Genomic DNA, 23,654 nt, shown 5'->3' on the forward strand with positions numbered 1-23,654 from the left:
CAGGCCTGGCAATGCCCGGGGCCGAAAATATTGCCGCCCCGCGCACCCTCCGAATTGTGGATAACTCCTTGACAAGCTAGAATCTACGGCCTTCGACCGTTCCTCCTATCCACAACTAGAACTTCCCGTAATGCACGAGGGACCCTCCCATTCCAGCCACGACACGGACGGCGACAGCGCCGGCCAGGGTCTGTGGCAGGCCTGCACCGAGCAGCTGGCACAGGACCTGCCGGAGCAGCAGTTCAACACCTGGATCAAGCCCCTCGTGGCCCAGGTCTCCCCCGATTTCTCCAAGGTCACCCTGCTGGTGGCCAACCGCTTCAAGCTCGACTGGATCCGCGCCCAGTATGCGGGGCGGATCTCAGCGCTGCTGGAGGGCCTGTACGGCCAGCCGGTTACGCTAGAGTTAGCGCTCGCTCAGCGCGAATCCGTTGCCAGGACTTATGTCCGCCCCGTGGCGACCAGCACCGAGGCGCCCGCCGCCAATGCGCCGGCCAGCGCCGCGGCCGAGGAGCCGCCCGCCGGCGCCTTCCGCACGCGCCTGAACCCCGCGCTCACCTTCGACACGCTGGTCGAGGGCACGGCCAACCGCATGGCGCGCTCGGCCGCCATGCACGTGGCGGGCTCGCCGGGCCACCTGTACAACCCGCTGTTCATCTACGGCGGCGTGGGCCTGGGCAAGACCCACCTGGTGCACGCTGTGGGCAACAAGCTGCTCGCGGACCGGCCCGACGCCAAAGTTCTCTACATCCATGCCGAGCAGTTCGTCTCGGATGTGGTCAAGTCGTACCAAAGGCGCACCTTCGACGATTTCAAGGAGCGCTACCACTCGCTCGACTTGCTGCTGATCGACGACGTGCAGTTCTTCGCGAACAAGGACCGCACGCAGGAGGAGTTCTTCAACGCCTTCGAGGCGCTGCTGGCCAAGAAGAGCCACATCGTGATGACCAGCGACACCTACCCCAAGGGCCTGGCGAACATCCACGAGCGCCTGGTCTCGCGCTTCGACTCGGGGCTGACGGTGGCGATCGAGCCGCCGGAGCTGGAGATGCGCGTGGCCATCCTGATCAACAAGGCGCGCGCCGAGCATGCCGAGATGCCCGAGGAGGTGGCCTTCTTCGTCGCCAAGAACGTGCGCTCCAACGTGCGCGAGCTCGAAGGCGCGCTGCGCAAGATCCTGGCGTACTCGCGCTTCAACCAGAAGGAAGTGTCGATACAGCTCGCGCGCGAGGCGCTGCGCGACCTGCTCTCGATCCAGAACCGCCAGATCAGCGTGGAGAACATCCAGAAGACGGTGGCCGACTACTACAAGATCAAGGTCGCCGACATGTACAGCAAGAAGCGCCCGGCCAGCATCGCGCGGCCGCGCCAGATCGCCATGTACCTGGCCAAGGAGCTCACGCAGAAGAGCCTGCCCGAGATCGGCGAGCTGTTCGGCGGGCGCGACCACACCACGGTGCTGCACGCGGTGCGCAAGATCGGCGCCGAGCGCCAGCAGCTGACCGAACTCAACCAGCAGCTGCACGTGCTGGAGCAGACGCTCAAGGGATGATGAAAGCCCACGGCCCCGCGGAAGCACGCCCGTTCGCGGGCAAAATGGCAGGTCCGACGGCCAGGGAGGGGCATGGCCCATGCCGCCGTCTGCGCACCCATTCCAAAACCACCAAAGGTTGACGACATGATTGTCCTGAAGGCAACACAAGACAAGGTTCTCGCCGTCCTGCAATCCGTGTCCGGCATCGTCGAGCGCCGGCATACGCTGCCCATCCTGGCCAACGTGCTGATCCGCAAGACCGGCAATGCGCTGCAGTTCACCACCAGCGACCTGGAGATCCAGATCCGCACCACGGCCGAGCTGGGCGGCGACACGGGCGACTTCACGACCACGGTGGGGGCGCGCAAGCTCATCGACATCCTCAAGACCATGCCCGCCGACCAGACGGTGAGCCTGGAGAACAGCCAGACCAAGCTGATCCTCAAGGGCGGCAAGAGCCGCTTCACGCTGCAGACCCTGCCGGCCGAGGACTTCCCGCTGGTACAGGAGGCCGCCAGCTTCGGCCCCGCGTTCAGCGTGCCGCAAAAGACGCTCAAGACCCTGCTGTCCCAGGTGTCGTTCGCCATGGCAGTGCAGGACATCCGCTACTACCTGAACGGCATCCTGTTCGTGGCCGAGGGCAAGACGCTCTCGCTGGTGGCCACCGACGGCCACCGCCTGGCCTTCGCCAGCGCCGAGCTCGACATGGAAGTGCCCAAGCAGGAGGTGATCCTGCCGCGCAAGACGGTGCTGGAGCTGCAGCGCCTGCTGTCGGACGCCGACGGCGCCATCGAGATGCGCTTTGCCAACAACCAGGCCAAGTTCGGCTTCGGCGGCATGGAGTTCGTCACCAAGCTGGTCGAGGGCAAGTTCCCCGACTACAACCGCGTCATCCCGCGCAACCACCAGCACACCATTACCCTGGGCCGCGCGCCGCTGCTGGCCAGCCTGCAGCGCACGGCCATCATGACGAGCGAGAAGTTCAAGGGCGTGCGCCTGAACATCGAACCCGGCAGCCTGCGCGTGGCGTCCACCAACGCCGAGCAGGAAGAGGCCGTGGACGAACTCGACATCGACTACGGCGGCGACAGCATCGAGATCGGCTTCAACGTGACCTACCTCATCGACGTACTGGCCAACATGGGCCAGGACATGGTGAAGATGGAACTGCAGGACGGCAACAGCTCGGTCGTCTTCGGCATTCCCGACAACGCGCATTTCAAGTACGTCGTGATGCCCATGCGCATCTGACCCTATTTTTTTGATAGCTGCCAGCGCTTGATGGACGGGCGCTGGCACCGATTTTGGCTTAGAGAATTCCGGCCCCTCGCCATGCGCCAGGGGCCACCCGGCCCCAAGGCATTTCATGACCGACGAGAATCATCCCCAGACCATGGCCCCCGCAGGCGTTGACGCCGGCGGCTACGGCGAAGGCGCCATCCAGATCCTGGAAGGCCTGGAAGCCGTGCGCAAGCGCCCGGGCATGTACATCGGCGACACGTCGGACGGCACGGGCCTGCACCACCTCGTGTTCGAGGTGGTGGACAACTCCATCGACGAAGCGCTGGCCGGGCACTGCGACGACATCGTCGTCACCATCCACACCGACAACTCCATCAGCGTGATCGACAACGGCCGCGGCATCCCCACGGGCGTGAAGATGGACGACAAGCACGAGCCCAAGCGTTCGGCGGCCGAGATCGCGCTCACCGAGCTGCACGCGGGCGGCAAGTTCAACCAGAACAGCTACAAGGTCTCGGGCGGCCTGCACGGCGTGGGCGTGTCGTGCGTGAACGCGCTCTCGAAGAAGCTGCGCCTGACGGTGCGCCGCGACGGGCAGACGCACCAGCTCGAATTCTCCAAGGGCGTGGTGCAGAACCGCCTGACCGAGACGGTGGACGGCTTCGAGGTCTCGCCCATGAAGATCGTCGGCCCCACGGAAAAGCGCGGCACCGAGGTGCGCTTCCTGCCCGACACCGAGATCTTCAAGGAGAACAGCGACTTCCACTATGAGATCCTGGCCAAGCGCCTGCGCGAGCTCTCGTTCCTCAACAACGGCGTGCGCATCCGCCTCATCGACGAGCGCACGGGCAAGGAGGACGACTTCTCCGGCGCCGGCGGCGTCAAGGGCTTCGTGGAATTCATCAACGGCACGAAGAAGGTGCTGCACCCCACGGCCTTCCACGCCACGGGCACGCGCCCGGCCGAGAGCTACGGCGGCATCCCCGGCACCGAGATCGGCGTCGAGGTCGCCATGCAGTGGAACGACGGCTACAACGAGCAGGTGCTCTGCTTCACCAACAACATCCCGCAGCGCGACGGCGGCACCCACCTCACGGGCCTGCGCGCCGCCATGACGCGCGTGATCGGCAAGTACATCGAGCAGAACGAGCTCGCCAAGAAGGCCAAGGTGGACGTGAGCGGCGACGACATGCGCGAGGGCCTGTGCTGCGTGCTGAGCGTCAAGGTGCCCGAGCCCAAGTTCAGCAGCCAGACCAAGGACAAGCTGGTCAGCAGCGAAGTGCGCGCGCCGGTCGAGGACATCGTCGCCAAGGCGCTCACCGAGTACCTGGAGGAAAAGCCCCAGGACGCCAAGATCCTCTGCGGCAAGATCGTCGAGGCTGCGCGCGCGCGCGAGGCCGCGCGCAAGGCGCGCGAGATGACGCGCAGGAAGGGCGTGCTCGACGGCATGGGCCTGCCCGGCAAACTGGCCGACTGCCAGGAGAAAGACCCGGCGCTGTGCGAGATCTACATCGTCGAGGGCGACTCCGCCGGCGGCAGCGCCAAGCAGGGGCGCGACCGCAAGTTCCAGGCCATCCTGCCGCTGCGCGGCAAGATCCTGAACGTGGAGAAGGCGCGCTACGAGAAGCTCCTGTCCAGCAACGAAATCATCACCCTGATCACGGCGCTGGGCACCGGCATCGGCAAGGCCAGCGAGGACGGCAACGGCAAGAGCGGCGCCGACGACTTCGACGCCACCAAGCTGCGCTACCACCGCATCATCATCATGACCGACGCCGACGTGGACGGCGCGCACATCCGCACCCTGCTGCTCACCTTCTTCTACCGCCAGATGCCCGAGCTCGTCGAGCGCGGCCACATCTACATCGCCCAGCCGCCGCTGTACAAGGTCAAGAACGGCAAGGAAGAGCTGTACCTGAAGGACGCCGCCGCGCTCGACAACTTCCTGCTGCGCGTGGCGCTGAACCACGCCAGCATCGGCACCGGCGGCGACGCGCCACGCACCCTGGCCGGCGACGAGCTCGCCGCCCTGGCGCGCACGCACCAGCACGCCGAGCACGTCATCGACCGCCTGTCGGCCTTCATGGACGCCGAGGCCCTGCGCGCCGCGGCCGACGGCGTGGCCTTCAACCTCGACACCCTGGAAGACGCCCAAGCCAGCGCCGTGCAGCTGCAGGCCAAGCTGCGCGAACTGAACACCAGCGGCGTGCCCGCCGACGTGACGGGCGAGATCGACCCGCGCACCGACAAGCCCATCCTGCGCATCAGCCGCCACCACCACGGCAACATCAAGAGCAGCCTCATCACGCAGGACTTCGTGGCCGGCGACGACTACGCCGCCCTGGCCGAGGCCGCCGAGAGCTTCCGCGGCCTGATCCAGGAGGGCGCCAAGGTCATGCGCGGCGAGGGCGAGAAGCAGAAGGAGGAAAAGATCTCCGACTTCCGCCAGGCCATGCAGTGGCTCATCGGCGAGGCCGAACGCACCACGGCCCGCCAGCGCTACAAGGGCCTGGGCGAGATGAACCCCGAGCAGCTCTGGGAAACCACCATGGACCCCGAGGTGCGGCGCCTGCTGCGCGTGCAGATCGACGACGCCATCGAGGCCGACCGGGTGTTCACCATGCTCATGGGCGACGAGGTGGAGCCGCGCAGGGACTTCATCGAGACGAATGCGCTGCGCGCCGGCAATATCGACGTCTGATCCCCGCGGCCGCCGCTTTACACCTCAGGAGGCCGCCCCCGGGTGGCCTCTTTTCAATGGCGCAGCCCCGCAGCCCCTCCACCATCCGCATCCGTGTATGAGCGCGCTCACCATCCGCCCAGCCACCATCGACGACACGCCCGTGATCCTGCGCTTCGTGCGCGAGCTGGCGGTGTATGAAAACGCCGAGCACGAGGTGCTGGCGACCACCGAACATGTGCACCGCACGCTGTTCTGCGCCGAGCCCAAGGTCTTCGGGCTGATCTGCGAGGAGGGCGAAACCGCCGTGGGCTTTGCCGTCTATTTCTTCAACTACTCCACATGGCAGGGACGCCACGGGCTGTACCTGGAAGACCTGTACGTCGCGCCCGAGCACCGCGGCAAGGGCGCGGGCATGGCGCTGCTCAAACACCTGGCGCGCATCGCGGTGGACAACGACTGCGGCCGCTTCGAGTGGAGCGTGCTGGACTGGAACGCCCCCTCCATCGCGCTGTACGAAAGCCTGGGCGCCAAGCCGCAGAGCGAGTGGATACGCTACCGCCTGACGGGAGCCGAGCTGCAGGCGCTGGCCACGGCGCCATGAGATCCCCCATCGCCATCGTCGACGTCGATCGCCCCGACACCTGGACCCGCTACCGCGCCGGCCTGTGCGCCAGCTGCGCGGCCAACTGCTGCACCATGCCGCTGGAGGTGCAGCTGCCCGATCTGGTGCGGCTGGGGCTGGTCGACCCGTTCGAGGCGGAGCATGTCGCGCCGAAGCTGATCGCCAGGCGGCTGCTCAAGGCCAGGCTGGTGGACCACTACAGCCCCAGGCACGGGCTCTTCACCATGGCGCGGCGCGCCGATGGGGACTGCGGCTTTCTGGACGCCGCGACCCGGCTGTGCACGGTGTACGAGCGGCGGCCCGAGACCTGCCGCCTGCATCCGCAGACGAAGAGCCCCAGGCCGGGATATTGCGCCTATGGGGCGAAGGCGCTGCAGCGCCGCTAGGGCGACTCGCCGTCTGGTGCCGCCGTGGGCCGTGGGGCCTGCCGGATCACGCCCCGCTCCAGCAGGAGCGCGATCTGCTCCTGCGACAGGCCGGCCTCTCCCAGCACCTGCAGGGTGCTCTGGCCAATCTCCTGCGGCCGCAGGCGGTAGCTGGCCGGCGTGCGGCTGAACTTGATCGGCGAGGCCACGGAGCGGAAGCCCTCCACCTCGGCCACCATGCCGCGGTGCGCCGTGTGCGGATGGGCCAGCGCCTCGACCACGTTCTGGATCACGCCGCAGGGCACGCCCACCGCCACCAGCTTCTGGAACAGCGTCTGCGCGTCGAAGCGGCTGAAGGCGCTTTGCAGATCCTTCTTGAGTTCGAAGCGGTGCACGGCGCGCTGGGCGTTGGTGGCATAGCGCTCGTCCTCGGCCAGGTGCGCGTGGCCCACGGCCTCGCACAGGCGCTGGAACTGGCCGTTGTTGCCCACGGCCAGGTAGATGGGCTCGGTGGCGGTGGCGTAGGTGTCGTAGGGCGCGATGTTGGGATGCCCGTTGCCCGAGCGCTGAGGCGCGCGCCCGGTGAACAGGGTGTTGATGGAGTGCGGGTACAGCGAAAAGAGCGCGCTGTCGAACAGTGCCGACTCCACCGACTGGCCCCGGCCGCTGCGCTCGCGCTCGTGCAGCGCCATGAGGATGCCGATAACGGCGTTGAGCCCGGTGGTCACATCGACGATGGGCACGCCCATGCGCGTGGCCACGCCGTCGGGGTCGCCGTTGATGCTCATCAGCCCGCTGAGCGCCTGCACCGCGGCGTCGTAGCCCGGCAGCCCGCCCAGCGGGCCGGTGGCGCCGAAGCCGGTCACGCGGCAGTGGATCAGGCGCGGGAAGCGCTCGCGCAGCACCTCGTCGTAGCCCATGCCCCAGCGCTCCAGCGTGCCGACCTTGAAGTTCTCGATCAGCACGTCGGCGTCCTGCAGCAGCCGCATCACCACGTCGCGCCCCTCGGGCGCGGACAGGTCCACGCACACGGTGCGCTTGTTGCGGTTGATGCCGGCGAAGTACGAGGCCATGCCGGCATCGTTGAACGGCGGCCCCCAGGTGCGGGTCTCGTCGCCCGCGGGGCCCTCGACCTTGACGACGTCCGCCCCGTGATCGCCCAGGATCTGCGCGCACAGCGGACCGCCCAGCACGCGCGACAGGTCCACCACCTTCAAACCATCCAATGACGCCATGGCGGTCTCCTATGCAAGATCCAGTGCCGACAGCTCGCCGGCCGCATTCCAGCGGGCGGGCCGCTTTTCGCGGGCGGCGCTCACGCCCTCCATCGCCTCCGAGCGCATCTGGCGGGCGAACAGCTCCGCTGCCTCGTCCAGGTAGCCCTGCAGCGCGCCGCTGGCCTGCAGCGGCGCCACGGGCAGCCGGCCCAGCATGCGCTTGGTGCAGGCCGAGGCCTGCGGCGCCGTGGCCACGACGGATTCCAGCACCTGCCGCGCGAGCGCGCCCAGCGCCTGGTGCGAGTCGGCCACGTAGTCCAGCAGGCCGATGCGGTGGGCCTCGGCCGCGTCGATGCGCCGCCCGGTCAGCACCAGCCGCCGGGCCGCGGGCAGGCCCAGGCGCGCGGCGACGAACGGCAGGATCTGCCCCGGCACCAGGCCGATCGCGGCCTCGGGAAAGCCGAACCGGGCCTCGGGCGAGCCGATGGCGATGTCCACCGCGCAGACCAGGCCGGCGCCGCCGCCCATGGCCGCGCCCTGGACGCAGGCCACGGTCACCTGCGGCACGTTCACCAGCTGCGTCAGGAACTCGCCGTAGCGGCGGTTGCCGGCGGCGATGGGGTCGCGCCCGTCGGGCCCCGCCGCGGCAGCCAGCCTGTCGCCCAGGTTGCCCAGGTTGCCCCCGGCGCTGAACGCCGGGCCCGCGGCCGTCAGCAGGATGACGCGCACCCCGCTCTGGCCGGATGCCTCGCCCACCGCCGCGGACAATGCCTGCACCATCTCCGCCCCCAGGGGGTTGCGGGCATCGCCGCGGTTGAGATGGATGCGGGCCACCGGCCCCACGCGGGACGCGAGCACCCAGGCTTCGCTGTCTTCTGCTTGCATCGGAAACCTCTTTCCCAAAGAGCTACCTACAATGGCCGCGCATGAGCAAGGGCATGCGCAACCTCGATATCGGCCTGCTGCGCACCTTCGTGGCGGTGGCGGAGCGCGAGAGCTTCACCAACGCCGCCGAGAAGGTCTACCGCACGCAGGCGGCGGTGTCCCAGCAGATGCAGAAGCTCGAATCCGTGCTGGGCTGCGCGCTGTTCGAGCGCGTGGGCCGGCGCAAGAAGCTGACCGTGGAGGGCGTGCGGCTGCTGGAATACGCGCGGCGCATGGTCGGCCTCAACGACGAGGCCTACCGCGTCATCACCCAGCAGGCGGCCACCCAGCCCGTGAAGATCGGCGCCTGCGCCGACGCCGTGGACACCCTGCTGCCCGCCTACCTGGAGATCTGCGCCGAGAACTTCCCCAACCTGAGCATCGACATCCAGGTCGGCCGCAGCCGCTGGCTCGCGTCGGCGCTGCGCAAGGGCGACATCGACCTGATGCTGGACATCACCCCGCACCCCGAGTTCGCGCACACGGTGCTGCGCACCTCGCCCGTGGCCTGGATCGCCGGCGCGCGCTACCACCCGCAGGCCGGCGCCTCGGTGCCCTTGATCCTGATGGAGGCCGCCTGCCCCTTCCGCAGCAGCATGGTGCAGGCGCTGACCGAGGCCGGCATCCCCTGGCACGCGGCCTTCGAGACATCGACCCTGGCCGGCGTGCGCGCCGCGCTGCGCGCGGGGCTGGGCGTCACGGCACGCGCCGTGGAGATGCTGGCCCCCGACCTGCGCGTGCTCGACCCGCAGGCCCGCCTGCCGGCGCTGCCGCCGATCAGCTTCTGCCTGTACTGGCGCGCCGACGCCAGCCACGAAAGCGCGATGAAGGTCCGCCATCTGATCGCACCCCATTAGGGCTGCTGCATCCCGGCTTCGATGATGATCCGGCCCCAGTCCCTGGTGTCGCGCGCCTGCAGGTGCAGCAGGTGCTCGGGCGAGACCGGCGTGGGCACCAGGCCCTTCTTGACGAGGAAGTCCTGCCCCGCGGGCGATTCCAGCGCCTCGCCGATCCAGCGCGACAGCGCGGCCGACACGGGCTGCGGCGTGGTGGCCCTGGCGCTCCAGATCGCGATCCAAGAGCTGACGTCGAAGTCGGGATAGCCCAGCTCGGCCACGGTGGGCACGTCCGGCAGGCTGGCGATGCGCTTGCTGCTGGACAGCGCGAGCGCCCGCACCGTGCCGGCCTTGATCTGCGGCAGCGCCGTCAGCATGTCGCAGAAGTAGTAGTCGAACTGGCCGCCGATCAGGTCCGTCATGGCCTGGGCGCTGCTCTTGTAGGGCACGTTCACCGCGTTGATCCTGGTGAGCTGCTTGAAGCGCTCGCCCGCGATGCGCCCGCCCACGTTGGCGCTGGCGAACGACAGGGTCTGCCCGTCCTTGCGGGCCCAGGCCAGGAAGTCCACGGCCGAGGTCTGCGCGATGCGCTTGGGATTGACCAGCATTGCGTACGGCGTGTTGGCCATGGTAGCCAGCGGCGTGAAGTCCTTGTCCGGGTCGTAGGCCAGCTTCTTGTAGATCGTGGCGTTGGCCGCATGGGTGGACGAGCCCGACACCAGCAGGTTGTAGGCATCGGCCGGCGCGCGCACCACGGCCTCGGCCGCGATGTTGCCGTCCGCGCCGGGGCGGTTCTCCACGATCACCGGCTTGCCGCCGCGCTGGGCGATGGCGTCGCCCACGTAGCGCGCAATGGCGTCCGACGCGCCGCCCGCCCCATAGGCGACGATGATGCGCACCTGCTTGTCGAGCTTGAAGTCGGCGGCGCCCGCGCCCTGGGCCAGGGCGGGCAGGCCCGCCGCCATGCCCAACCCCATGGCGCCCGCGCTGCGCAGCAGTTCGCGGCGTGACAACCGGGATTCGTGATTCAGTATCTGCATGGTCTGTCTCCTTGGTATCGCTATGGAAAGACGCTCATGGCGCCAGGTCTTCGGGGCAATCGATCTCCATGTCCAGCAGCATCTGCGCGTAGCACTTGCCCAGCGGGTCCGAGCGCAGGCTGCACGAGCCGCCGCCGCCCAGCGCGCGGCGCAGCACGAAGTTGAAGGCGCCCAGGCCCGGCAGCTCGTAGCGCTGCACCGGCCCCTGCACCAGGTGGGCGAAGTACTGAAGCACCCGCTCGGCGGTGAGCTGCCCGCGCAGCACCGGCAGCCATTTCGGATCGCGGGCCATCAGGCCGATGTTGGCGTCGTCGCCCTTGTCGCCGCTGCGGCCGTGGGCGATGCGGCCCAGCGCGATGCGCACCGTGGGGCCGGTGGCAGCGGCGACCGTGGCCGTGGACGCGGGCGGGTTGGGTGCGGCCGGCGCCGCCGCGGCATCGGCCGCTTCGACCGCCACCGGCGCCTCGTCCGGCGCGGCCTGCACCTGCACCGCGGCCGCCGCCTTGGGCAGCAGGAACGAGGCGGTGCGGATGATGCTCTGCACGTCGGAGCGGCCGCCGAAATGGCTGCGCGTGCCCGGCCCCATCGAGGTGCCGGCGGAAGAGGCCTCTTTCTGCAGGAAGGCCAGCGCGCGCCTGTCGCGGTGCCGGGCGGCGATGCGCAGCACGATCTCGCGGCTGTCGGCCACGCGCCGGTGCGGGCCGTACATGGATTCGGCGCCCAGCAGCTCGACCAGGGTGTCCTCGTAGTCGGCGAAGCCCGCCGCCTGCATCTGGCGGCGCGTGCGCGCCAGCAGCGCGTCGGCCGTGCGCTGCGCCTTGGCCAGCGCGCGCTGGCCGCGGATGGCCATCATGATGGCGATGTGCCAGCCCTGCTGGTAGGTGGCCGTGACCTTGTAGCGGCCGCCGGGCGCGCGGCCGCGCGCGCCCTGCACCCGCACGCGCCCTCCGTCCAGGTCGGTGATCGCGACCTGCGTGAAGTCGCACACCACGTCGGGCAGCTCGTAAGCCGCGGGGTCGCCGATCTCGTACAGCAGCTGCTCGCCCACCGTCTGCCGCGTGACCAGCCCGCCCGCGCCCTCGGGCTGCGACAGCTCGAAGCTGCCGTCGGCCTGCAGCCGCACCAGCGGGTAGCCGATGTCGGACCAGTCGGGCACCTGCTCCCAGTCGGTGAACAGGCCGCCCGTGGCCTGCGCGCCGCATTCCACCAGGTGGCCCGCCAGGCTGGCCTGGGCGAGCCGGTCGTAGTCCGTCATGCGCCAGCCGAATTCGTGGATGGCGATGCCCAGCAGCGAGGCGCTGTCCACGCAGCGGCCCGTGACCACGATGTCGGCGCCGCTGGCCAGCGCCTGCGCGACGGGCGCCGCGCCCAGGTAGGCGTTGGCCGACATCAATGCGGGCAGGTCCGCCGTGGCCTCGTCGTCCCAGGGCTCGAACCGGGGCTGCAGGTCCAGCACGTCGTCGCCGGTGACGATGGCCACCTTCAGGTCCACGCCCTGCTCGCGCGCCAGCGCCAGGATGGCGTCGCGGCAGCCCGCGGGGTTCAGGCCGCCGGCGTTGGAGACCAGGCGCACGCCCTTGGCCTTGATCTCGCGCAGGTGCGGGCCGACGGCGGCGGTGACGAAGTCCGTCGCGTAGCCCAGCTCCGGCGCGCGCAGCCGGGCGCGCTGCAGGATGGACATGGTGGTCTCGGCCAGGTAGTCGAACACCAGGTACTGCAGCCCGGGCTGGCGCAGCAGCTGCGGCACGGCGATCTGCGAGTCGCCCCAGAAGCCGGAGGCGCCTCCGATCAGAACGGTTTGATTCATGGCGTCTCCTCCCCCATCACTTCCAGAACGGCCTGGCCGGCGTTGAGCTGCTGGCCCTGGCTGACATGCAATTGCGCGATGCGGCCCGCGCAAGGCGCGGCCAGCGGCATTTCCATCTTCATGGACTCGATGACGACCAGCGGGTCGCCCTGCGCCACTTCCTGCCCCTCGCCGGCCAGCACCGCGATCACGCGGCCGCTCATCGGCGCGCGCAGCAAACCGCTACCCTGCCGGCTGCCCGCCGCGGCGAAGCGCTCGACGCGCTCGAAGACGAAGGCGTCCGCGCCGTCCTGCACCCATAGCGGCCCGCCATCCTGTTGCCAGCAGGCCAGCTCGCGGTAGATGCCGTCGATGGCCAGCCCCAGGCGGGCGCCGCCCGCATCCTGGTGCCAGCGCAGGTGGGCGATCTGCCAGGTGGATTCCTGCGGGTCCGCACCCGCCTTGCACTGCAGCGCCAGGCCCGCGGCGCCGGGCGCCAGCGTGCATTGCACGGTCGTGCCGTCGGCGCCGGCGGTGGCGTCGCGCAGCCACAGCGACCGCCCGCCCAGGCGCTCCGCCGGCCCGGCCATGGCGGTCTTCACCGCGCCGCCCAGCACCAGCGCCGCCGCGGCCAGCGCGTGCGACGAGGGCTCGCGCCGCCAGAACGGCTGCCGCAGGTCCTCTTGCGCCAGGAAGTCCGTGGTCACCTGGCCTTGCGCGAAGCGCGGGTGCCGCAGGCAGCGCGCCAGGAACCCCAGGTTGGTGCGCACGCCCAGCGCCGTGGTGCGCTCGCAGGCGCGCGCCAGCTGGGCGATGCAGGCTTCGCGGCTCTCGCCCCAGGCCATGAGCTTGGCGACCATCGAGTCGTAGAACGGGCTGATCGCCATGCCGCTGGCCAGCGCCGTATCCGTGCGGATGCCGGCGGGCGCTTGCCACTCGCCCACGGTGCCCACCTGGGGCAAAAAACCAGCCCACGGGTCTTCGGCGCACAGGCGCAGCTCGATCGCGTGGCCCGTGAGCCGCACGTCCTGTTGGCCGAATGCCAGGGCCTCGCCCTGGGCCACGCGGATCTGCTGCTCCACCAGGTCCAGCCCCGTGACCAGCTCGGTCACGCCGTGCTCCACCTGCAGGCGGGTGTTCATCTCCATGAAGTAGAAGCGCCGGTGCTCGTCGAGCAGGAACTCCAGCGTGCCCACGCCGGTGTAGCCGATGGCCTCGCAGGCCTGGCGCGCCACCTGGCCCATGGCCTCGCGCAGTTGGGCGTCCACCGCGGGCGAGGGCGCTTCCTCGATCAGCTTCTGGAAGCGCCGCTGCGTGGAGCAGTCGCGCTCGCCCAGGTGCAGGCAGCGGCCGTGCTCGTCGCACAGCACCTGCACCTCGATGTGGCGGCCGCGCTCGATCGCGCGCTCGATGATGATCTCGCCGGAGCCGAAGGCGCCCGCCGCCTCGGACTGCGCCTGGCGGAACATCTCGGCCAGCGCGCCCGGCTCGCGCACCACGCGCATGCCGCGCCCGCCGCCGCCGGCCGCGGCCTTGAGGATGACCGGAAAGCCGATGCGCCGCGCCGCCGCGGCGATCTGCTCCTGCGTGGCGCAGCCCTGCTCGCCCGGCACCGTGGGCACACCCGCGGCCTGCATGGCCTGCTTGGCCTGGGCCTTGTTGCCCATGAGCGCGATCACGCGCGCCGAGGGGCCGACGAAGACCAGGCCCGCGTCGGCCACGGCCTGCGCGAACTCGGCGTTCTCCGACAGGAAGCCGTAGCCCGGGTGGATGGCCTGGGCGCCGGTGCGGCGGCAGGCCTCGATCAGCGCCGCGCCGTTGCGGTAGCTCTGGTCGGCCGGCGTGGGGCCGATGTGCACGGCCAGGTCCGCGGCGCGCACGTGGGGGCCGTGCGCGTCGGCGTCGGAATACACGGCCACCGTGCGCAGGCCCATGCGCCGCGCGGTGCGCAGGATGCGCAGGGCGATCTCGCCCCGGTTGGCCACGAGCAGCGTGTCGAAACGCATCGTGCCCCCCCGTTCAGGCGCGCTTGGGCAGGATGCCCATGTGCTTGCAGATGATGGTCAGCATGATCTCGTCGGCGCCGCCGCCGATCGAGATCAGCCGCAGGTCGCGCCAGGCGCGCGAGACCTTGTTCTCCCAGGTGAAGCCCATGCCGCCCCAGTACTGCAGGCACGAGTCGGTCACCTCGCGGCACAGGCGCCCGGCCTTCAGTTTCGCCATCGAGGCCAGCTCCGTCATGTCGCCGCCGCCCATGTGCACCTGGGCCGCGCGGTAGATCAGCGAGCGCAGCATCTCCACCTCGGTCTTGAGCTCAGCCAGGCGGAAGTGCACGGCCTGGTTGTCGAGGATGGAGCGGCCGAAGGCCTTGCGCTGGCGCGTGTACGCGATGGTCTCGTCGATCACGTTGGACAGCGCCGTCACGCGCCGCGTGGCGCCGCTCAGGCGCTCTTCCTGGAACTGGCGCATCTGGTAGGTGAAGCCCTTGCCCTCCTCGCCGATGCGGTAGCGCTGCGGCACGCGCACCTCGTCGAAGAAGACCTGCGCCGTGTCGGACGCCCACATGCCCACCTTCTTGATCTTCTGCATGCTGATGCCGGGACGCAGCTTGCCGTTCTCGCGCAGCGGCAGGCAGATGAGCGACTTGTTGCGGTGCACGTCGCCCTCGCTGGTGTTGGCCAGCAGGCACATCCAGTCGGCCTGGGTGCCGTTGGTGATCCACATCTTCGAGCCGTTGATGACGTAGTCGCCGCCGTCCTTGCGCGCCGTGGTCTTGAGCGAGGCCACGTCCGAGCCCGCGCCCGATTCGGACACGCCCAGGCACACCACCATGTCGCCCGCCACCGTGGGCTTGAGGAACAGCTCGCGCAGCTCGTCCGAGCCGAAGTGCGTGAGCGCCGGCGTGGCCATGTCGGTCTGCACCGCGATGGCCATGCCCACGCCGCCCGAGCTGATGCCGCCGACGGCCTCGCAGAACGCGATCTCGTAGCTGTAGTCCAGCCCCATGCCGCCGAACTCCACGGGCTTGTTCACGCCCAGGAAGCCGGCCGAGCCCAGCTTCTTGAACACCTCGTGCGCGGGGAAGATCTCGGCCGCCTCCCACTCGTCCACGTGCGGCTCGATCTCGCGCTCGATCAGCTTGCGCACGCTGTCCTGCAGGGCGATGTGGTCGGAAGTCATCATGATGGGGTCTCCTTATGGAAAAAATGAGAGCTGCCAGCGCTCGTCATGCCTTTGTTTTTGAATGAAAAGTGCCCGAAAACCTTTGGCGGCAAGCGCTGGCAGCTCTCTTTTTTGAGCCGCCGCGCCACGCCCGCTACAGGCGCGCCACGCCGAACTGCATGGGCTGCACCGCGCGCTCGCGGGCATCAAAGGCGGTGGCCAGCGCCATGCCCAGCCAGGCGCGGGTTTCGCGCGGGTCGATCACCCCGTCGTCCATCAGCAGGCTGCTGGTGTGGATGGCGCTGGACTGCGACTCGAACGTTTCCACGATGGCCCGGCTCTCGGCCGCCAGCGCCGCCTCGTCGACATCCTTGCCGCCGCGCCGGGCGGCGTTCTCGGCCACGGTGCGCATGGTCATCGCGGCCTGCTCGCCGCCCATCACCGCCGTCCTGGCGTTGGGCCAGGAGAACAGCAGGTCGGGCTTGAAGGCGCGCCCGCACATGCCGTAGTTGCCCGCGCCGTACGAGGCGCCGCACAGCACCGTGAAGCGCGGCACCGGCGCGTTCGACAGCGCCTGGATGAGCTTGGCGCCGTGCTTGATCATGCCGGCCTCCTCGTGCCTGCGGCCCACCATGAAGCCGGTGATGTTCTGCAGGAAGACCAGCGGCCGGCCCAGCTGCACGCACAGCTGGATGAACTGCGCGGCCTTGTTGGAGCCGTCGCTGTCCAGCGGGCCGTTGTTGGTCAGGATGCCCACCGCATGCCCCTCGATGGCCGCGTAGCCGCACACCGTGGCCGGGCCGAACAACTCCTTGAACGCGTGGAACTCCGAGCCGTCCACCAGCCGCGCGATCACCTCGCGCATGTCCACCGGCGTGCGCATGTCGGCGGGCATGATGGCGAGCAGCTCGTCGGCGTCGTGCAGCGGGGGCGCCGCCTGCGGCGCGGGCGCGCCATGCCAGCCGATGCGCTGCATGATCTCGCGCACGCGCATGATGCCGTCCAGGTCGTTGTCGGCCACGTAGTCGGCCAGGCCCGACACGGCGGCGTGCATGTCCGCGCCGCCCAGCTCCTCGTCGCTCGCCTCCTCGCCGGTGGCGGCCTTGAGCAGCGACGGCCCGGCCAGGTAGGCATGGGCCTGCCCGCGCACCATCACCACGTAGTCCGACAGGCCAGGCAGGTAGGCGCCGCCGGCCGCCGACGAGCCGTGGATCAGCGCCACCACCGGCAGCCCCGCGGCCGACAGCCGCGCCAGGTTGTAGAACATGCCGCCGCCCACCAGGAAGCGTTCGACCCGGTACTTGCGCAGGTTGCCTCCCGCGCTCTCCACCAGCTGCACGAAGGGCAGCTTCTGGGCCAGCGCGATCTTCTGCGCGCGGATGAGCTTCTGCCCGGTGAGCGCCTGCATCGCGCCGGCGCTGATGCCCGAGTCGTTGGCCGCCACCATGCAGCGCACGCCGCTGATGTGGCCGATGCCCACGATCAGCGCGCTGCCGGGCACGCTGGTCGCCGGGTCGGGGTTTTCCAGGCCGCAGTAGCCCGACAGCGTCATCAGCTCGTAGAAGGGCCGGTCGGCATCGAGCAGATGCGCGAGCCGCTCGCGCGGCAGCAGCTTGCCCTGCGCATGGAAATGCCGGGCCGCGCGCGCGGAGCGCTCCACCGCCCGCTGCTCCAGCCGCCGCACCTCGTCGAGGCACTCCAGCATGTGCGCGCGGTTGCGCTGCGCGCTGCCCGGTTCCTGGCCAGTGCCGGTCTTCTCTGCCATCGTTGCGTCTCCTGAACCGCGCCGGGGCGGCATGGAAATAACTTCAGCCTATGGATGCCGCAAGCCGAAGCCGGCCTGCGTGAGATCCATCATGGCGAACGACGCGACGGGTTTCCAACAATTACTTTGGCGCCCATCCACAAGAAACTCTTATGAATGGGACTCAGACCGTCTCGCGGCGGCCGAAGCCCGCGGGCAGGCCGGGCAGCTGCGCCGCGTCCGCCTCCTGCACGTCCACGCGCTCCACGCGCGCGGCGGGCGGGCCCGCGCGGGCCCAGTCGATGAGCGCCTGCACGGCCGGAGCGGGGCCGGCGGCCAGGGCCTCCACGCTGCCGTCGCGCCGGTTGCGTACCCAGCCCCGCACGCCCAGGCGATGGGCGGCCTCGGACATGGACTGGCGGTAGTACACGCCCTGCACCCGTCCATGGATGCGCAGGTGCCGGGCAATGGTGGCATGGTCTTGGGACATGGCACTGCAACTGTAGTGGCATGCTCTCCCCCATGCACGCATCGCGCAAGGCATTGCCCGCCATCGACCCGGACCGCTGCACCGGCTGCGGCTGGTGCGTGGCCGCCTGCCCGCCGCACGTGCTGTCGCTGCAGGTGCAGGGCCTGGGGCGCTTCGGCGCCAAGCGCTCGGTGCTGCACGACGCGCCGGGCTGCACCGGCTGCGCGCTGTGCGCCCTGCGCTGCCCGTTCGACGCCATCCGCATGGTGCGCACCACGGCCGCGCCAGCCCCTCAGCCGCCGGATATGAATACAGAAACGGCCTGAAGCCACCGCACACCAAGCGCAAGCAGCTATCGATAACGCAGCGAAAGCGCCGCTGCACCAGCCTGCGGTACACTGGCCCGCATGTTCCGCCCCTCGACCCGCACCGCAGCCGCCACCGCTTTCACCAGCGCGGCGCCGGCCCGTATGCATGGCTTGGGCGCACGAATGATTCGCACCATTACCACCGCGGCTGCCTAGCGCGCGCAGGTGGCCGTACCGGCGGCCACCTGGTGTCTCATTCCCCCCTCCGAACGAAACCCAGCCCCAGCCGCTGGGTTTTTTCATGGGCTTTGCCGCCCCGTGTTTGGAGAATGACCGATGTTCGTAGATTCCCGCCTTGCCCCCTCGCCCGATGCGCCTGCCAGCGCGCCGGCCATGCCCGCCGCCGCCGGCGCGGCCGGGGGGTGCCCGTGCCACGTGCTGCAGTTGCTGCCGGGCACGGCGCTGTGCGAGGCCGAGGTGGTGCGCCAGCTCGCCCGCGAGGGCCTTGCCGTGCTGCGCCGCAGCTGGGGCCCGGCGCGGGAGGCAGGCGGCGCGCCCACGCTGCTGCTGCTCACGGCCCCGGCGCCCGAGGCGCTGGCCGAGCGCGCCGCCGAACGGCTGCGGCAGCGCACCGGCGCCACGGTGCGCCGGCTGCACGCGGATGGCGGCCAGCTCCGCGCCTGATCGGCTACCATGGCTGGATGAAAGCACAGTACCGCCCGCCCCATGGCTGACCCCACGCCAGCGCAGCCATGGGCCGACCAGGCCCTGCAATCGTTCGAGGCGGTGGTGCAGTCCACCGCCGGCTTTCGCGTGCGCGAGGGCCAGCGGCGCATGGCCGAGCAGGTGGCGCAGACCTTCGCCCAGGCGCAGCTGGGCCGGCTGGAGGATGACGGCGCCGAGCCCCGGCGCGCCATCGCCGTGGTGCAGGCCGGCACGGGCGTGGGCAAGTCGCTGGCCTACAGCGTGCCCGCCATCGCCATGGCGCTGGCGCGCGGCACCCGGGTGCTGATCTCCACGGCCACCGTGGCGCTGCAGGAGCAGCTGGTGCACAAGGACCTGCCGGCATTGGCCGCGCGCATGGAGCAACCCTTCCAGTTCGCGCTGGCCAAGGGGCGCGGGCGCTACGTGTGCAAGCTCAAGCTGGAGCGCCTGGCCGGCGGCGCCGCGGGCGGCGACGATGGCATGGCCGACGACGACCTGTTTGCCGACGAGGAAAGCGAGCAGCGCGCCAGGCGCCCGCGCCTGGAGACCGAGGCGCGCATGCAGTTCTACGCCGGCATGGCCGACGCGCTGGCCACCAGCGCCTGGGACGGCGACCGCGACACGCTGGACACCCCGCCCGAGCCCGAGGTATGGAGCCCCGTGGCGGCCGAGGCAAGCTCGTGCACCGGCAAGCATTGCCCGCTGTTCGGCCAGTGCAGCTACTTCGAGCGGCGCAAGCAGCTGGTGGCGGCCCAGGTCATCGTGGCCAACCACGACCTGCTGCTGTCGTCCATCGGCGCGCGCCTGCTGCCGGAGCTGGACAACTGCCTGCTGGTCATCGACGAGGCGCACCACCTGCCGGCCACGGCGCTGGACCAGTTCGCCTGCGAGATGGACTTGTCGCGCCTGACCTGGATCGACAAGCTCGCCAGCCGCGCGCTGCGCATAGGGCAGCTGGTGGAGGTGGAGGAGATCGCCGACATCCCCAACCACGCCGCGCGCCTGCGCGCCGCGCTGCAGGACCTGGCGCGGCTGGCGATGGACGTGTACGGCGCACAGCTGCGCGCGCCCGCGCCCGGCGCGCGCCGGCCCTTCGGCGCATCCAGCCCCACGCGGGCGCGCGTGCCGGGCGGCGTGCGGCCCGAGGCGCTGGCCGAACCCCTGGGCCAGGCCGCCCACCACGCGGGCGGCTTTCTGCAGGCCCTGAGCGCCATTGCCAAGGCGCTGCGCGCCGAGATGCGCGACAAGCCCGACGAGGCGCGGCGCCTGTCGCAGCTGTATGCGCAGATCGGCGCGCTGGCGCCGCGGCTGGAGGGCGTGCACGCCGCCGCCCAGCTGCTGCTGCAGGACGCGCCCGAGGGCGCGGTGCCGGCCGCCAAATGGTTCACGCTGGAGGTCGAGGGCGACTTCATCGTCGTACGCGCCCATGCCAGCCCGGTGCTGCCCGGCGCCACCCTGCGCAACCACCTGTGGTCGGCGGTGCGCGGCGCCGTGCTCACGTCGGCCACGCTCGCCAGCTGCGGGCAGTTCGACTTCTTCCTGCGCGAATCGGGCCTGCATGGCGACGCGGCCGTGACCACGCTGGCCGTGGCCAGCCCGTTCGACTACGCGCGCCAGGGCACGCTGGTGGCCACCGAGACGCTGGCCGAGCCGCGCGACGCCCAGGCCTTCACCGCGCAGATGGTGGACGCGCTGCTCGCCGACCTGGCCCTGGTGGAGGCCGGCGCGCTGGTGCTGTTCACCTCGCGCGAGCAGATGCGCCAGGCGGTCGATGCCATGCCCACCGCCATGCGCGGCGTGGTCCTGGTGCAGAACACCCTGCCGCGCCAGCAGCTGCTGGCGCGGCACCGCGAGCGCGTGGCGCAGGGCCTGCCGTCCATCATCTTCGGCATGCAATCGTTCGGCGAGGGGCTGGACCTGCCCGGCAGCCTGTGCGAATCGCTGTTCATCACCAAGCTGCCCTTCGCCCCGCCCGACGACCCCGTGGGCGAGGCGCGCGCCGAATGGCTGCGCGGCGCCGGGCGCGACCCGTTCAGCGAGCTGGTGGTGCCCGCCACCGCCATCCGCCTGGCGCAATGGGTGGGCCGCGCCATCCGCACCGAGGACGACCACGCCCACGTGTACTGCTACGACAAGCGCCTGGTGCGCACCGGCTACGGCCAGCGCCTGCTGGCCGGCCTGCCGCCGTTCACGCTGCAGCGGCGACAATCGGCGGCATGACCCACGACACCACTCCCCCATGCCCGCAATGCGGGCTGGAAAACACCTACCCCGATGGCGCCAGCTACATCTGCCCCGACTGCGCCTTTGAATGGCCCATGCAGGCCGAAACCGCCGAGGCCGATGGCCCCGAAGGCGACGGCACCGTGCGCGACGCCAACGGCAACCCCCTGGCCGACGGCGACGCCGTGATCCTGGTGAAGGACCTGAAGGTCAAGGGCTCGTCCTCGGTGCTCAAGAAGGGCAGCAAGATCAAGGGCATACGCCTCGTCGACGGCGCCGACGGCCACAACGTGGACTGCAAGACCGAGCTGGGCAGCATGCTGCTCAAGTCCGAGTTCCTCAAGAAGGCCTGACGCGCGCCCCCATGCCTTCGCCCATCGCCGTCATCGACTTCGAGACCACCGGCATGACCCCGGCCCAGGGCGCGCGCGCCACCGAGGTGGCCATCGTGCTCATCGAGGGCGAGCGCGTCGTGGACCGCTTCCAGAGCCTCATGCAGACGGGCGTGTGGATACCGCCCTTCATCACCCGGCTCACGGGCATCACCAACGCCATGGCCGCCGCCGCCCCGCCCGCGCCGCAGGTGATGCGCGAGGCCGCGCGCTTCGTGGGCAGCACGCCCATGGTGGCGCACAACGCGGCGTTCGACAGCAGGTTCTGGCAGTCCGAGCTGCGGCACGCGGGCCTGGACGCGCCCCACCCGTTCGCCTGCACGGTGCTGCTGTCGCGCCGCATCTACCCGGATGCGCCCAGCCACAACCTGGGCCGGTTGACGGACCACCTCGGCCTGCCGCGCACGGGCCGCGCGCACCGCGCGCTGGCCGACGCCGAGATGGCCGCCGCGCTGCTGGCACGCATGCAGCGCGATCTGTGCCAGCGCTTCGGCCTGGACTGGCCCGAGCACGCGCTGCTCATGCGGCTGCAGCGCTGCGCACGCCAGTCCATGGGCCGGCTGCTGCTGCAGCACCGCCCGCCCGCGGCCGGCAGCGCGGCCGACTGATGGGCACCATGCGCAGCCTCGCACTCCCCGTACTGATGCTCGCGGCCGGCCTGCTGGCGGCCGGCTGCGGCACGGCGCCGTCCGGCGCGCCGCGCGCCGGCGCCTATTCCCGCCTGTCGCCCGAGCAGTCGAGCGACATCGCCATCCACGCGCTGGGGCTGGTGGGCACGCCCTACCGCTATGGCGGCAACACGCCCGATGGCGGCTTCGACTGCAGCGGCCTGATCGGCTACGTGTACAGCAGCCGCGCCGGCGTGGCGCCGCCGCGCACGGTGGCCCAGCTCAGCGGCTTCGGCGAGCCGGTGGAGGAGGACGCGCTGCGCACCGGCGACCTGGTGGTGTTCGGCCGCGGCCGGCCCACGCATGCCGGCATCTACGTGGGCGGGGGGCGCTTCGTGCACGCGCCCTCCACGGGCGGCACGGTGCGGCTGGACCACCTGCAGTCGCGCTACTGGGCGCAGCAGCACGCGAGCTTCAGGCGGCCCTGAGCCACGCCAGAGGGGACAATGGCGGGATCATGACCCTGACCGACCACTCCCACCCCACGCTCTCCACCCACGACACCACGCGCATCGACGACCTGCGCATCAAGGCCGTGCGCCCCCTGATCACGCCCGCCATCCTCGAGGAATGGCTGCCCGCGTCCGATGCCGCGCAGGCACTGGTGGAGGAGAGCCGCCTGCAGATCTCGCGCGTGCTGCACGGGCAGGACGACCGGCTCATCGTCGTCGTCGGCCCCTGCTCCATCCACGACCATGACCAGGCCATGGAGTACGCGCGGCAGCTTGTGGCCCAGGCCGGCGCGCTGGCGCAGGACCTGCTGATCGTGATGCGCGTGTACTTCGAGAAGCCCCGCACCACCGTGGGCTGGAAGGGCTACATCAACGACCCGCACCTGGACGGCAGCTTCGCCATCAACGAGGGGCTGGAGCGCGCCCGCGCGCTGCTGCTGGACATCCTGGCGCTGGGCATGCCCGTGGGCACGGAGTTCCTGGACCTGCTCTCCCCGCAGTTCATCAGCGACCTGGTGAGCTGGGGCGCCATCGGCGCGCGCACCACCGAGAGCCAGAGCCACCGCCAGCTCGCCAGCGGCCTGTCCTGCCCCGTGGGCTTCAAGAACGGCACCGACGGCGGCGTGAAGGTGGCGGCCGACGCCATCCAGGCCGCGCAGGCGCCGCACGCCTTCATGGGCATGACCAAGATGGGCCAGGCCGCCATCTTCGAGACGCGCGGCAACCGCGACTGCCACGTGATCCTGCGCGGCGGCAAGGCCCCGAACTACGGCGCGGCCGACGTGCAGGCCGCCTGCGATCTGCTGGAGAAGGCCGGCCAGCGCCCGCAGGTGATGATCGACCTGTCGCACGCCAACAGCAGCAAGCAGCACGCGCGCCAGATCGCCGTGGCGGCCGAAGTGGCCAGCCAGATCGCCGCGGGCGACGCCCGCATCACCGGCGTGATGATCGAAAGCCATCTGGAGGAGGGCCGCCAGGACATCGTCCCCGGCCAGGCCCTGCGCCACGGCGTTTCGGTGACGGACGCCTGCATCAGCTTCGCGCAGACGGTGCCGGTGCTGGAGCAGCTCGCGGCCGCCGTGCGCGCGCGGCGTGCCGTTGCTTCTTGATTGATAGCTGCTTGCACTTCATGGATAGGCGTTGGAGGCCGATTTCCCTAAGAGCCTGTTTGCGATCTTCCGACCTCAGACAATAGGGGTGTGAAAAGAAAGCAATACCCGAGCGACATCAGCCGAGAGAAGTTTGCCGAGATAGAGCTGTTACTGCGCAGCGTCAGGCGCAC

General features: G+C 70.3%; 21 protein-coding genes. 13 read left to right on the plus strand and 8 right to left on the minus strand.

Features of this window, described 5'->3' with window-relative positions; translation table 11 throughout:
* Positions 1–130: 130 nt before the first annotated feature.
* From dnaA to ACX12L_RS20970, 5 genes are all read left to right on the plus strand, one after another.
* Positions 131–1,552 (plus strand): chromosomal replication initiator protein DnaA, encoded by a 1,422-nt coding sequence (gene dnaA / locus ACX12L_RS20950; RefSeq protein ID WP_459264364.1) that lies wholly within the window; start codon positions 131–133, stop codon positions 1,550–1,552.
* A 126-nt stretch (positions 1,553–1,678) separates the two neighbouring features.
* Positions 1,679–2,785 carry a DNA polymerase III subunit beta gene (gene dnaN, locus ACX12L_RS20955; protein WP_459264365.1) on the plus strand — a complete coding sequence of 369 codons (1,107 nt, stop codon included), beginning with the start codon at positions 1,679–1,681 and terminating at the stop codon, positions 2,783–2,785.
* A 115-nt stretch (positions 2,786–2,900) separates the two neighbouring features.
* Positions 2,901–5,477: a DNA topoisomerase (ATP-hydrolyzing) subunit B gene (gyrB, locus tag ACX12L_RS20960; RefSeq protein ID WP_459264366.1), complete on the plus strand. Its 2,577-nt coding sequence runs from the start codon at positions 2,901–2,903 to the stop codon at positions 5,475–5,477.
* A gap of 97 nt (positions 5,478–5,574) precedes the next feature.
* The gene (locus ACX12L_RS20965) at positions 5,575–6,060 is read left to right on the plus strand and encodes a GNAT family N-acetyltransferase (RefSeq protein WP_459264367.1); all 486 of its coding nucleotides are present in this window, start codon (positions 5,575–5,577) and stop codon (positions 6,058–6,060) included.
* On the plus strand, positions 6,057–6,467 hold the full coding sequence (locus ACX12L_RS20970) for a YkgJ family cysteine cluster protein (RefSeq protein ID WP_459264368.1): 411 nt from the start codon (positions 6,057–6,059) through the stop codon (positions 6,465–6,467). The genes ACX12L_RS20965 and ACX12L_RS20970 overlap by 4 nt, the downstream gene beginning before the upstream one ends.
* Here ACX12L_RS20970 and ACX12L_RS20975 read toward each other — a convergent pair.
* A complete protein-coding gene (locus ACX12L_RS20975; RefSeq protein ID WP_459264369.1) occupies positions 6,464–7,681 on the minus strand; it encodes a CaiB/BaiF CoA transferase family protein in 1,218 nt (405 codons plus the stop codon). The two genes, ACX12L_RS20970 and ACX12L_RS20975, sit on opposite strands and share 4 nt — an antisense overlap.
* Before the next feature lie 9 nt (positions 7,682–7,690).
* Positions 7,691–8,548, minus strand: coding sequence for an enoyl-CoA hydratase/isomerase family protein (locus tag ACX12L_RS20980; RefSeq protein ID WP_459264370.1), 858 nt, complete (start codon positions 8,546–8,548; stop codon positions 7,691–7,693).
* A gap of 53 nt (positions 8,549–8,601) precedes the next feature.
* Between ACX12L_RS20980 and ACX12L_RS20985 the strand changes: the two genes are divergently transcribed.
* Positions 8,602–9,444, plus strand: a complete 843-nt coding sequence (locus tag ACX12L_RS20985) for a LysR substrate-binding domain-containing protein (RefSeq protein WP_013516933.1) — start codon at positions 8,602–8,604, stop codon at positions 9,442–9,444.
* On the opposite strand, the gene ACX12L_RS20990 is transcribed toward ACX12L_RS20985, so the two are convergent.
* The 6 genes from ACX12L_RS20990 to ACX12L_RS21015 form a co-directional block, all read right to left on the minus strand.
* Positions 9,441–10,463 (minus strand): Bug family tripartite tricarboxylate transporter substrate binding protein, encoded by a 1,023-nt coding sequence (locus ACX12L_RS20990; protein WP_459264371.1) that lies wholly within the window; start codon positions 10,461–10,463, stop codon positions 9,441–9,443. The two genes, ACX12L_RS20985 and ACX12L_RS20990, sit on opposite strands and share 4 nt — an antisense overlap.
* Positions 10,464–10,497: 34 nt before the next feature.
* Complete coding sequence (locus tag ACX12L_RS20995; protein WP_459264372.1) at positions 10,498–12,270, minus strand: acyclic terpene utilization AtuA family protein; 1,773 nt, start codon at positions 12,268–12,270, stop codon at positions 10,498–10,500.
* The gene (locus tag ACX12L_RS21000) at positions 12,267–14,255 is read right to left on the minus strand and encodes an acetyl/propionyl/methylcrotonyl-CoA carboxylase subunit alpha (RefSeq protein ID WP_459264373.1); all 1,989 of its coding nucleotides are present in this window, start codon (positions 14,253–14,255) and stop codon (positions 12,267–12,269) included. Before ACX12L_RS21000 ends, ACX12L_RS20995 begins: the two co-directional genes overlap by 4 nt.
* A 13-nt stretch (positions 14,256–14,268) precedes the next feature.
* Positions 14,269–15,432, minus strand: a complete 1,164-nt coding sequence (locus tag ACX12L_RS21005) for an acyl-CoA dehydrogenase family protein (protein ID WP_459264374.1) — start codon at positions 15,430–15,432, stop codon at positions 14,269–14,271.
* Positions 15,433–15,565: 133 nt separating this feature from the next.
* The gene (locus ACX12L_RS21010; RefSeq protein ID WP_459264375.1) at positions 15,566–17,176 is read right to left on the minus strand and encodes an acyl-CoA carboxylase subunit beta; all 1,611 of its coding nucleotides are present in this window, start codon (positions 17,174–17,176) and stop codon (positions 15,566–15,568) included.
* A 163-nt stretch (positions 17,177–17,339) separates the two neighbouring features.
* Positions 17,340–17,645: an acylphosphatase gene (locus ACX12L_RS21015; RefSeq protein ID WP_459264376.1), complete on the minus strand. Its 306-nt coding sequence runs from the start codon at positions 17,643–17,645 to the stop codon at positions 17,340–17,342.
* A gap of 32 nt (positions 17,646–17,677) precedes the next feature.
* Between ACX12L_RS21015 and ACX12L_RS21020 the strand changes: the two genes are divergently transcribed.
* From ACX12L_RS21020 to ACX12L_RS21050, 7 genes are all read left to right on the plus strand, one after another.
* The gene (locus ACX12L_RS21020) at positions 17,678–17,950 is read left to right on the plus strand and encodes an ATP-binding protein (RefSeq protein ID WP_459264377.1); all 273 of its coding nucleotides are present in this window, start codon (positions 17,678–17,680) and stop codon (positions 17,948–17,950) included.
* Positions 17,951–18,268: 318 nt separating this feature from the next.
* On the plus strand, positions 18,269–18,616 hold the full coding sequence (locus ACX12L_RS21025) for a hypothetical protein (RefSeq protein WP_459264378.1): 348 nt from the start codon (positions 18,269–18,271) through the stop codon (positions 18,614–18,616).
* Positions 18,617–18,658: 42 nt separating this feature from the next.
* Complete coding sequence (gene dinG / locus ACX12L_RS21030) at positions 18,659–20,857, plus strand: ATP-dependent DNA helicase DinG (RefSeq protein WP_459264379.1); 2,199 nt, start codon at positions 18,659–18,661, stop codon at positions 20,855–20,857.
* Positions 20,854–21,213 carry a zinc ribbon domain-containing protein YjdM gene (locus tag ACX12L_RS21035; RefSeq protein WP_459264380.1) on the plus strand — a complete coding sequence of 120 codons (360 nt, stop codon included), beginning with the start codon at positions 20,854–20,856 and terminating at the stop codon, positions 21,211–21,213. The genes dinG and ACX12L_RS21035 overlap by 4 nt, the downstream gene beginning before the upstream one ends.
* A gap of 11 nt (positions 21,214–21,224) precedes the next feature.
* Complete coding sequence (locus tag ACX12L_RS21040; protein WP_459264381.1) at positions 21,225–21,860, plus strand: 3'-5' exonuclease; 636 nt, start codon at positions 21,225–21,227, stop codon at positions 21,858–21,860.
* An 8-nt stretch (positions 21,861–21,868) separates the two neighbouring features.
* Positions 21,869–22,348: a C40 family peptidase gene (locus ACX12L_RS21045; protein WP_459264382.1), complete on the plus strand. Its 480-nt coding sequence runs from the start codon at positions 21,869–21,871 to the stop codon at positions 22,346–22,348.
* A 29-nt stretch (positions 22,349–22,377) separates the two neighbouring features.
* Positions 22,378–23,481 carry a 3-deoxy-7-phosphoheptulonate synthase gene (locus tag ACX12L_RS21050; RefSeq protein ID WP_459264383.1) on the plus strand — a complete coding sequence of 368 codons (1,104 nt, stop codon included), beginning with the start codon at positions 22,378–22,380 and terminating at the stop codon, positions 23,479–23,481.
* Positions 23,482–23,654 lie beyond the last annotated feature (173 nt).

The sequence above is a fragment of the Alicycliphilus sp. T452 genome (assembly GCF_054512775.1).

Excerpts from the sequence above, each read along its gene's own strand:
- dnaA (WP_459264364.1), top strand. The coding sequence starts at position 131 with ATGCACGAGGGACCCTCCCATTCCAGCCACGACACGGACGGCGACAGC.
- dnaN (WP_459264365.1), top strand. The coding sequence starts at position 1,679 with ATGATTGTCCTGAAGGCAACACAAGACAAGGTTCTCGCCGTCCTGCAA.
- gyrB (WP_459264366.1), top strand. The coding sequence starts at position 2,901 with ATGACCGACGAGAATCATCCCCAGACCATGGCCCCCGCAGGCGTTGAC.
- ACX12L_RS20965 (WP_459264367.1), top strand. The coding sequence starts at position 5,575 with ATGAGCGCGCTCACCATCCGCCCAGCCACCATCGACGACACGCCCGTG.
- ACX12L_RS20970 (WP_459264368.1), top strand. The coding sequence starts at position 6,057 with ATGAGATCCCCCATCGCCATCGTCGACGTCGATCGCCCCGACACCTGG.
- ACX12L_RS20975 (WP_459264369.1), bottom strand. The coding sequence starts at position 7,681 with ATGGCGTCATTGGATGGTTTGAAGGTGGTGGACCTGTCGCGCGTGCTG.
- ACX12L_RS20980 (WP_459264370.1), bottom strand. The coding sequence starts at position 8,548 with ATGCAAGCAGAAGACAGCGAAGCCTGGGTGCTCGCGTCCCGCGTGGGG.
- ACX12L_RS20985 (WP_013516933.1), top strand. The coding sequence starts at position 8,602 with ATGCGCAACCTCGATATCGGCCTGCTGCGCACCTTCGTGGCGGTGGCG.
- ACX12L_RS20990 (WP_459264371.1), bottom strand. The coding sequence starts at position 10,463 with ATGCAGATACTGAATCACGAATCCCGGTTGTCACGCCGCGAACTGCTG.
- ACX12L_RS20995 (WP_459264372.1), bottom strand. The coding sequence starts at position 12,270 with ATGAATCAAACCGTTCTGATCGGAGGCGCCTCCGGCTTCTGGGGCGAC.
- ACX12L_RS21000 (WP_459264373.1), bottom strand. The coding sequence starts at position 14,255 with ATGCGTTTCGACACGCTGCTCGTGGCCAACCGGGGCGAGATCGCCCTG.
- ACX12L_RS21005 (WP_459264374.1), bottom strand. The coding sequence starts at position 15,432 with ATGATGACTTCCGACCACATCGCCCTGCAGGACAGCGTGCGCAAGCTG.
- ACX12L_RS21010 (WP_459264375.1), bottom strand. The coding sequence starts at position 17,176 with ATGGCAGAGAAGACCGGCACTGGCCAGGAACCGGGCAGCGCGCAGCGC.
- ACX12L_RS21015 (WP_459264376.1), bottom strand. The coding sequence starts at position 17,645 with ATGTCCCAAGACCATGCCACCATTGCCCGGCACCTGCGCATCCATGGA.
- ACX12L_RS21020 (WP_459264377.1), top strand. The coding sequence starts at position 17,678 with ATGCACGCATCGCGCAAGGCATTGCCCGCCATCGACCCGGACCGCTGC.
- ACX12L_RS21025 (WP_459264378.1), top strand. The coding sequence starts at position 18,269 with ATGTTCGTAGATTCCCGCCTTGCCCCCTCGCCCGATGCGCCTGCCAGC.
- dinG (WP_459264379.1), top strand. The coding sequence starts at position 18,659 with ATGGCTGACCCCACGCCAGCGCAGCCATGGGCCGACCAGGCCCTGCAA.
- ACX12L_RS21035 (WP_459264380.1), top strand. The coding sequence starts at position 20,854 with ATGACCCACGACACCACTCCCCCATGCCCGCAATGCGGGCTGGAAAAC.
- ACX12L_RS21040 (WP_459264381.1), top strand. The coding sequence starts at position 21,225 with ATGCCTTCGCCCATCGCCGTCATCGACTTCGAGACCACCGGCATGACC.
- ACX12L_RS21045 (WP_459264382.1), top strand. The coding sequence starts at position 21,869 with ATGCGCAGCCTCGCACTCCCCGTACTGATGCTCGCGGCCGGCCTGCTG.
- ACX12L_RS21050 (WP_459264383.1), top strand. The coding sequence starts at position 22,378 with ATGACCCTGACCGACCACTCCCACCCCACGCTCTCCACCCACGACACC.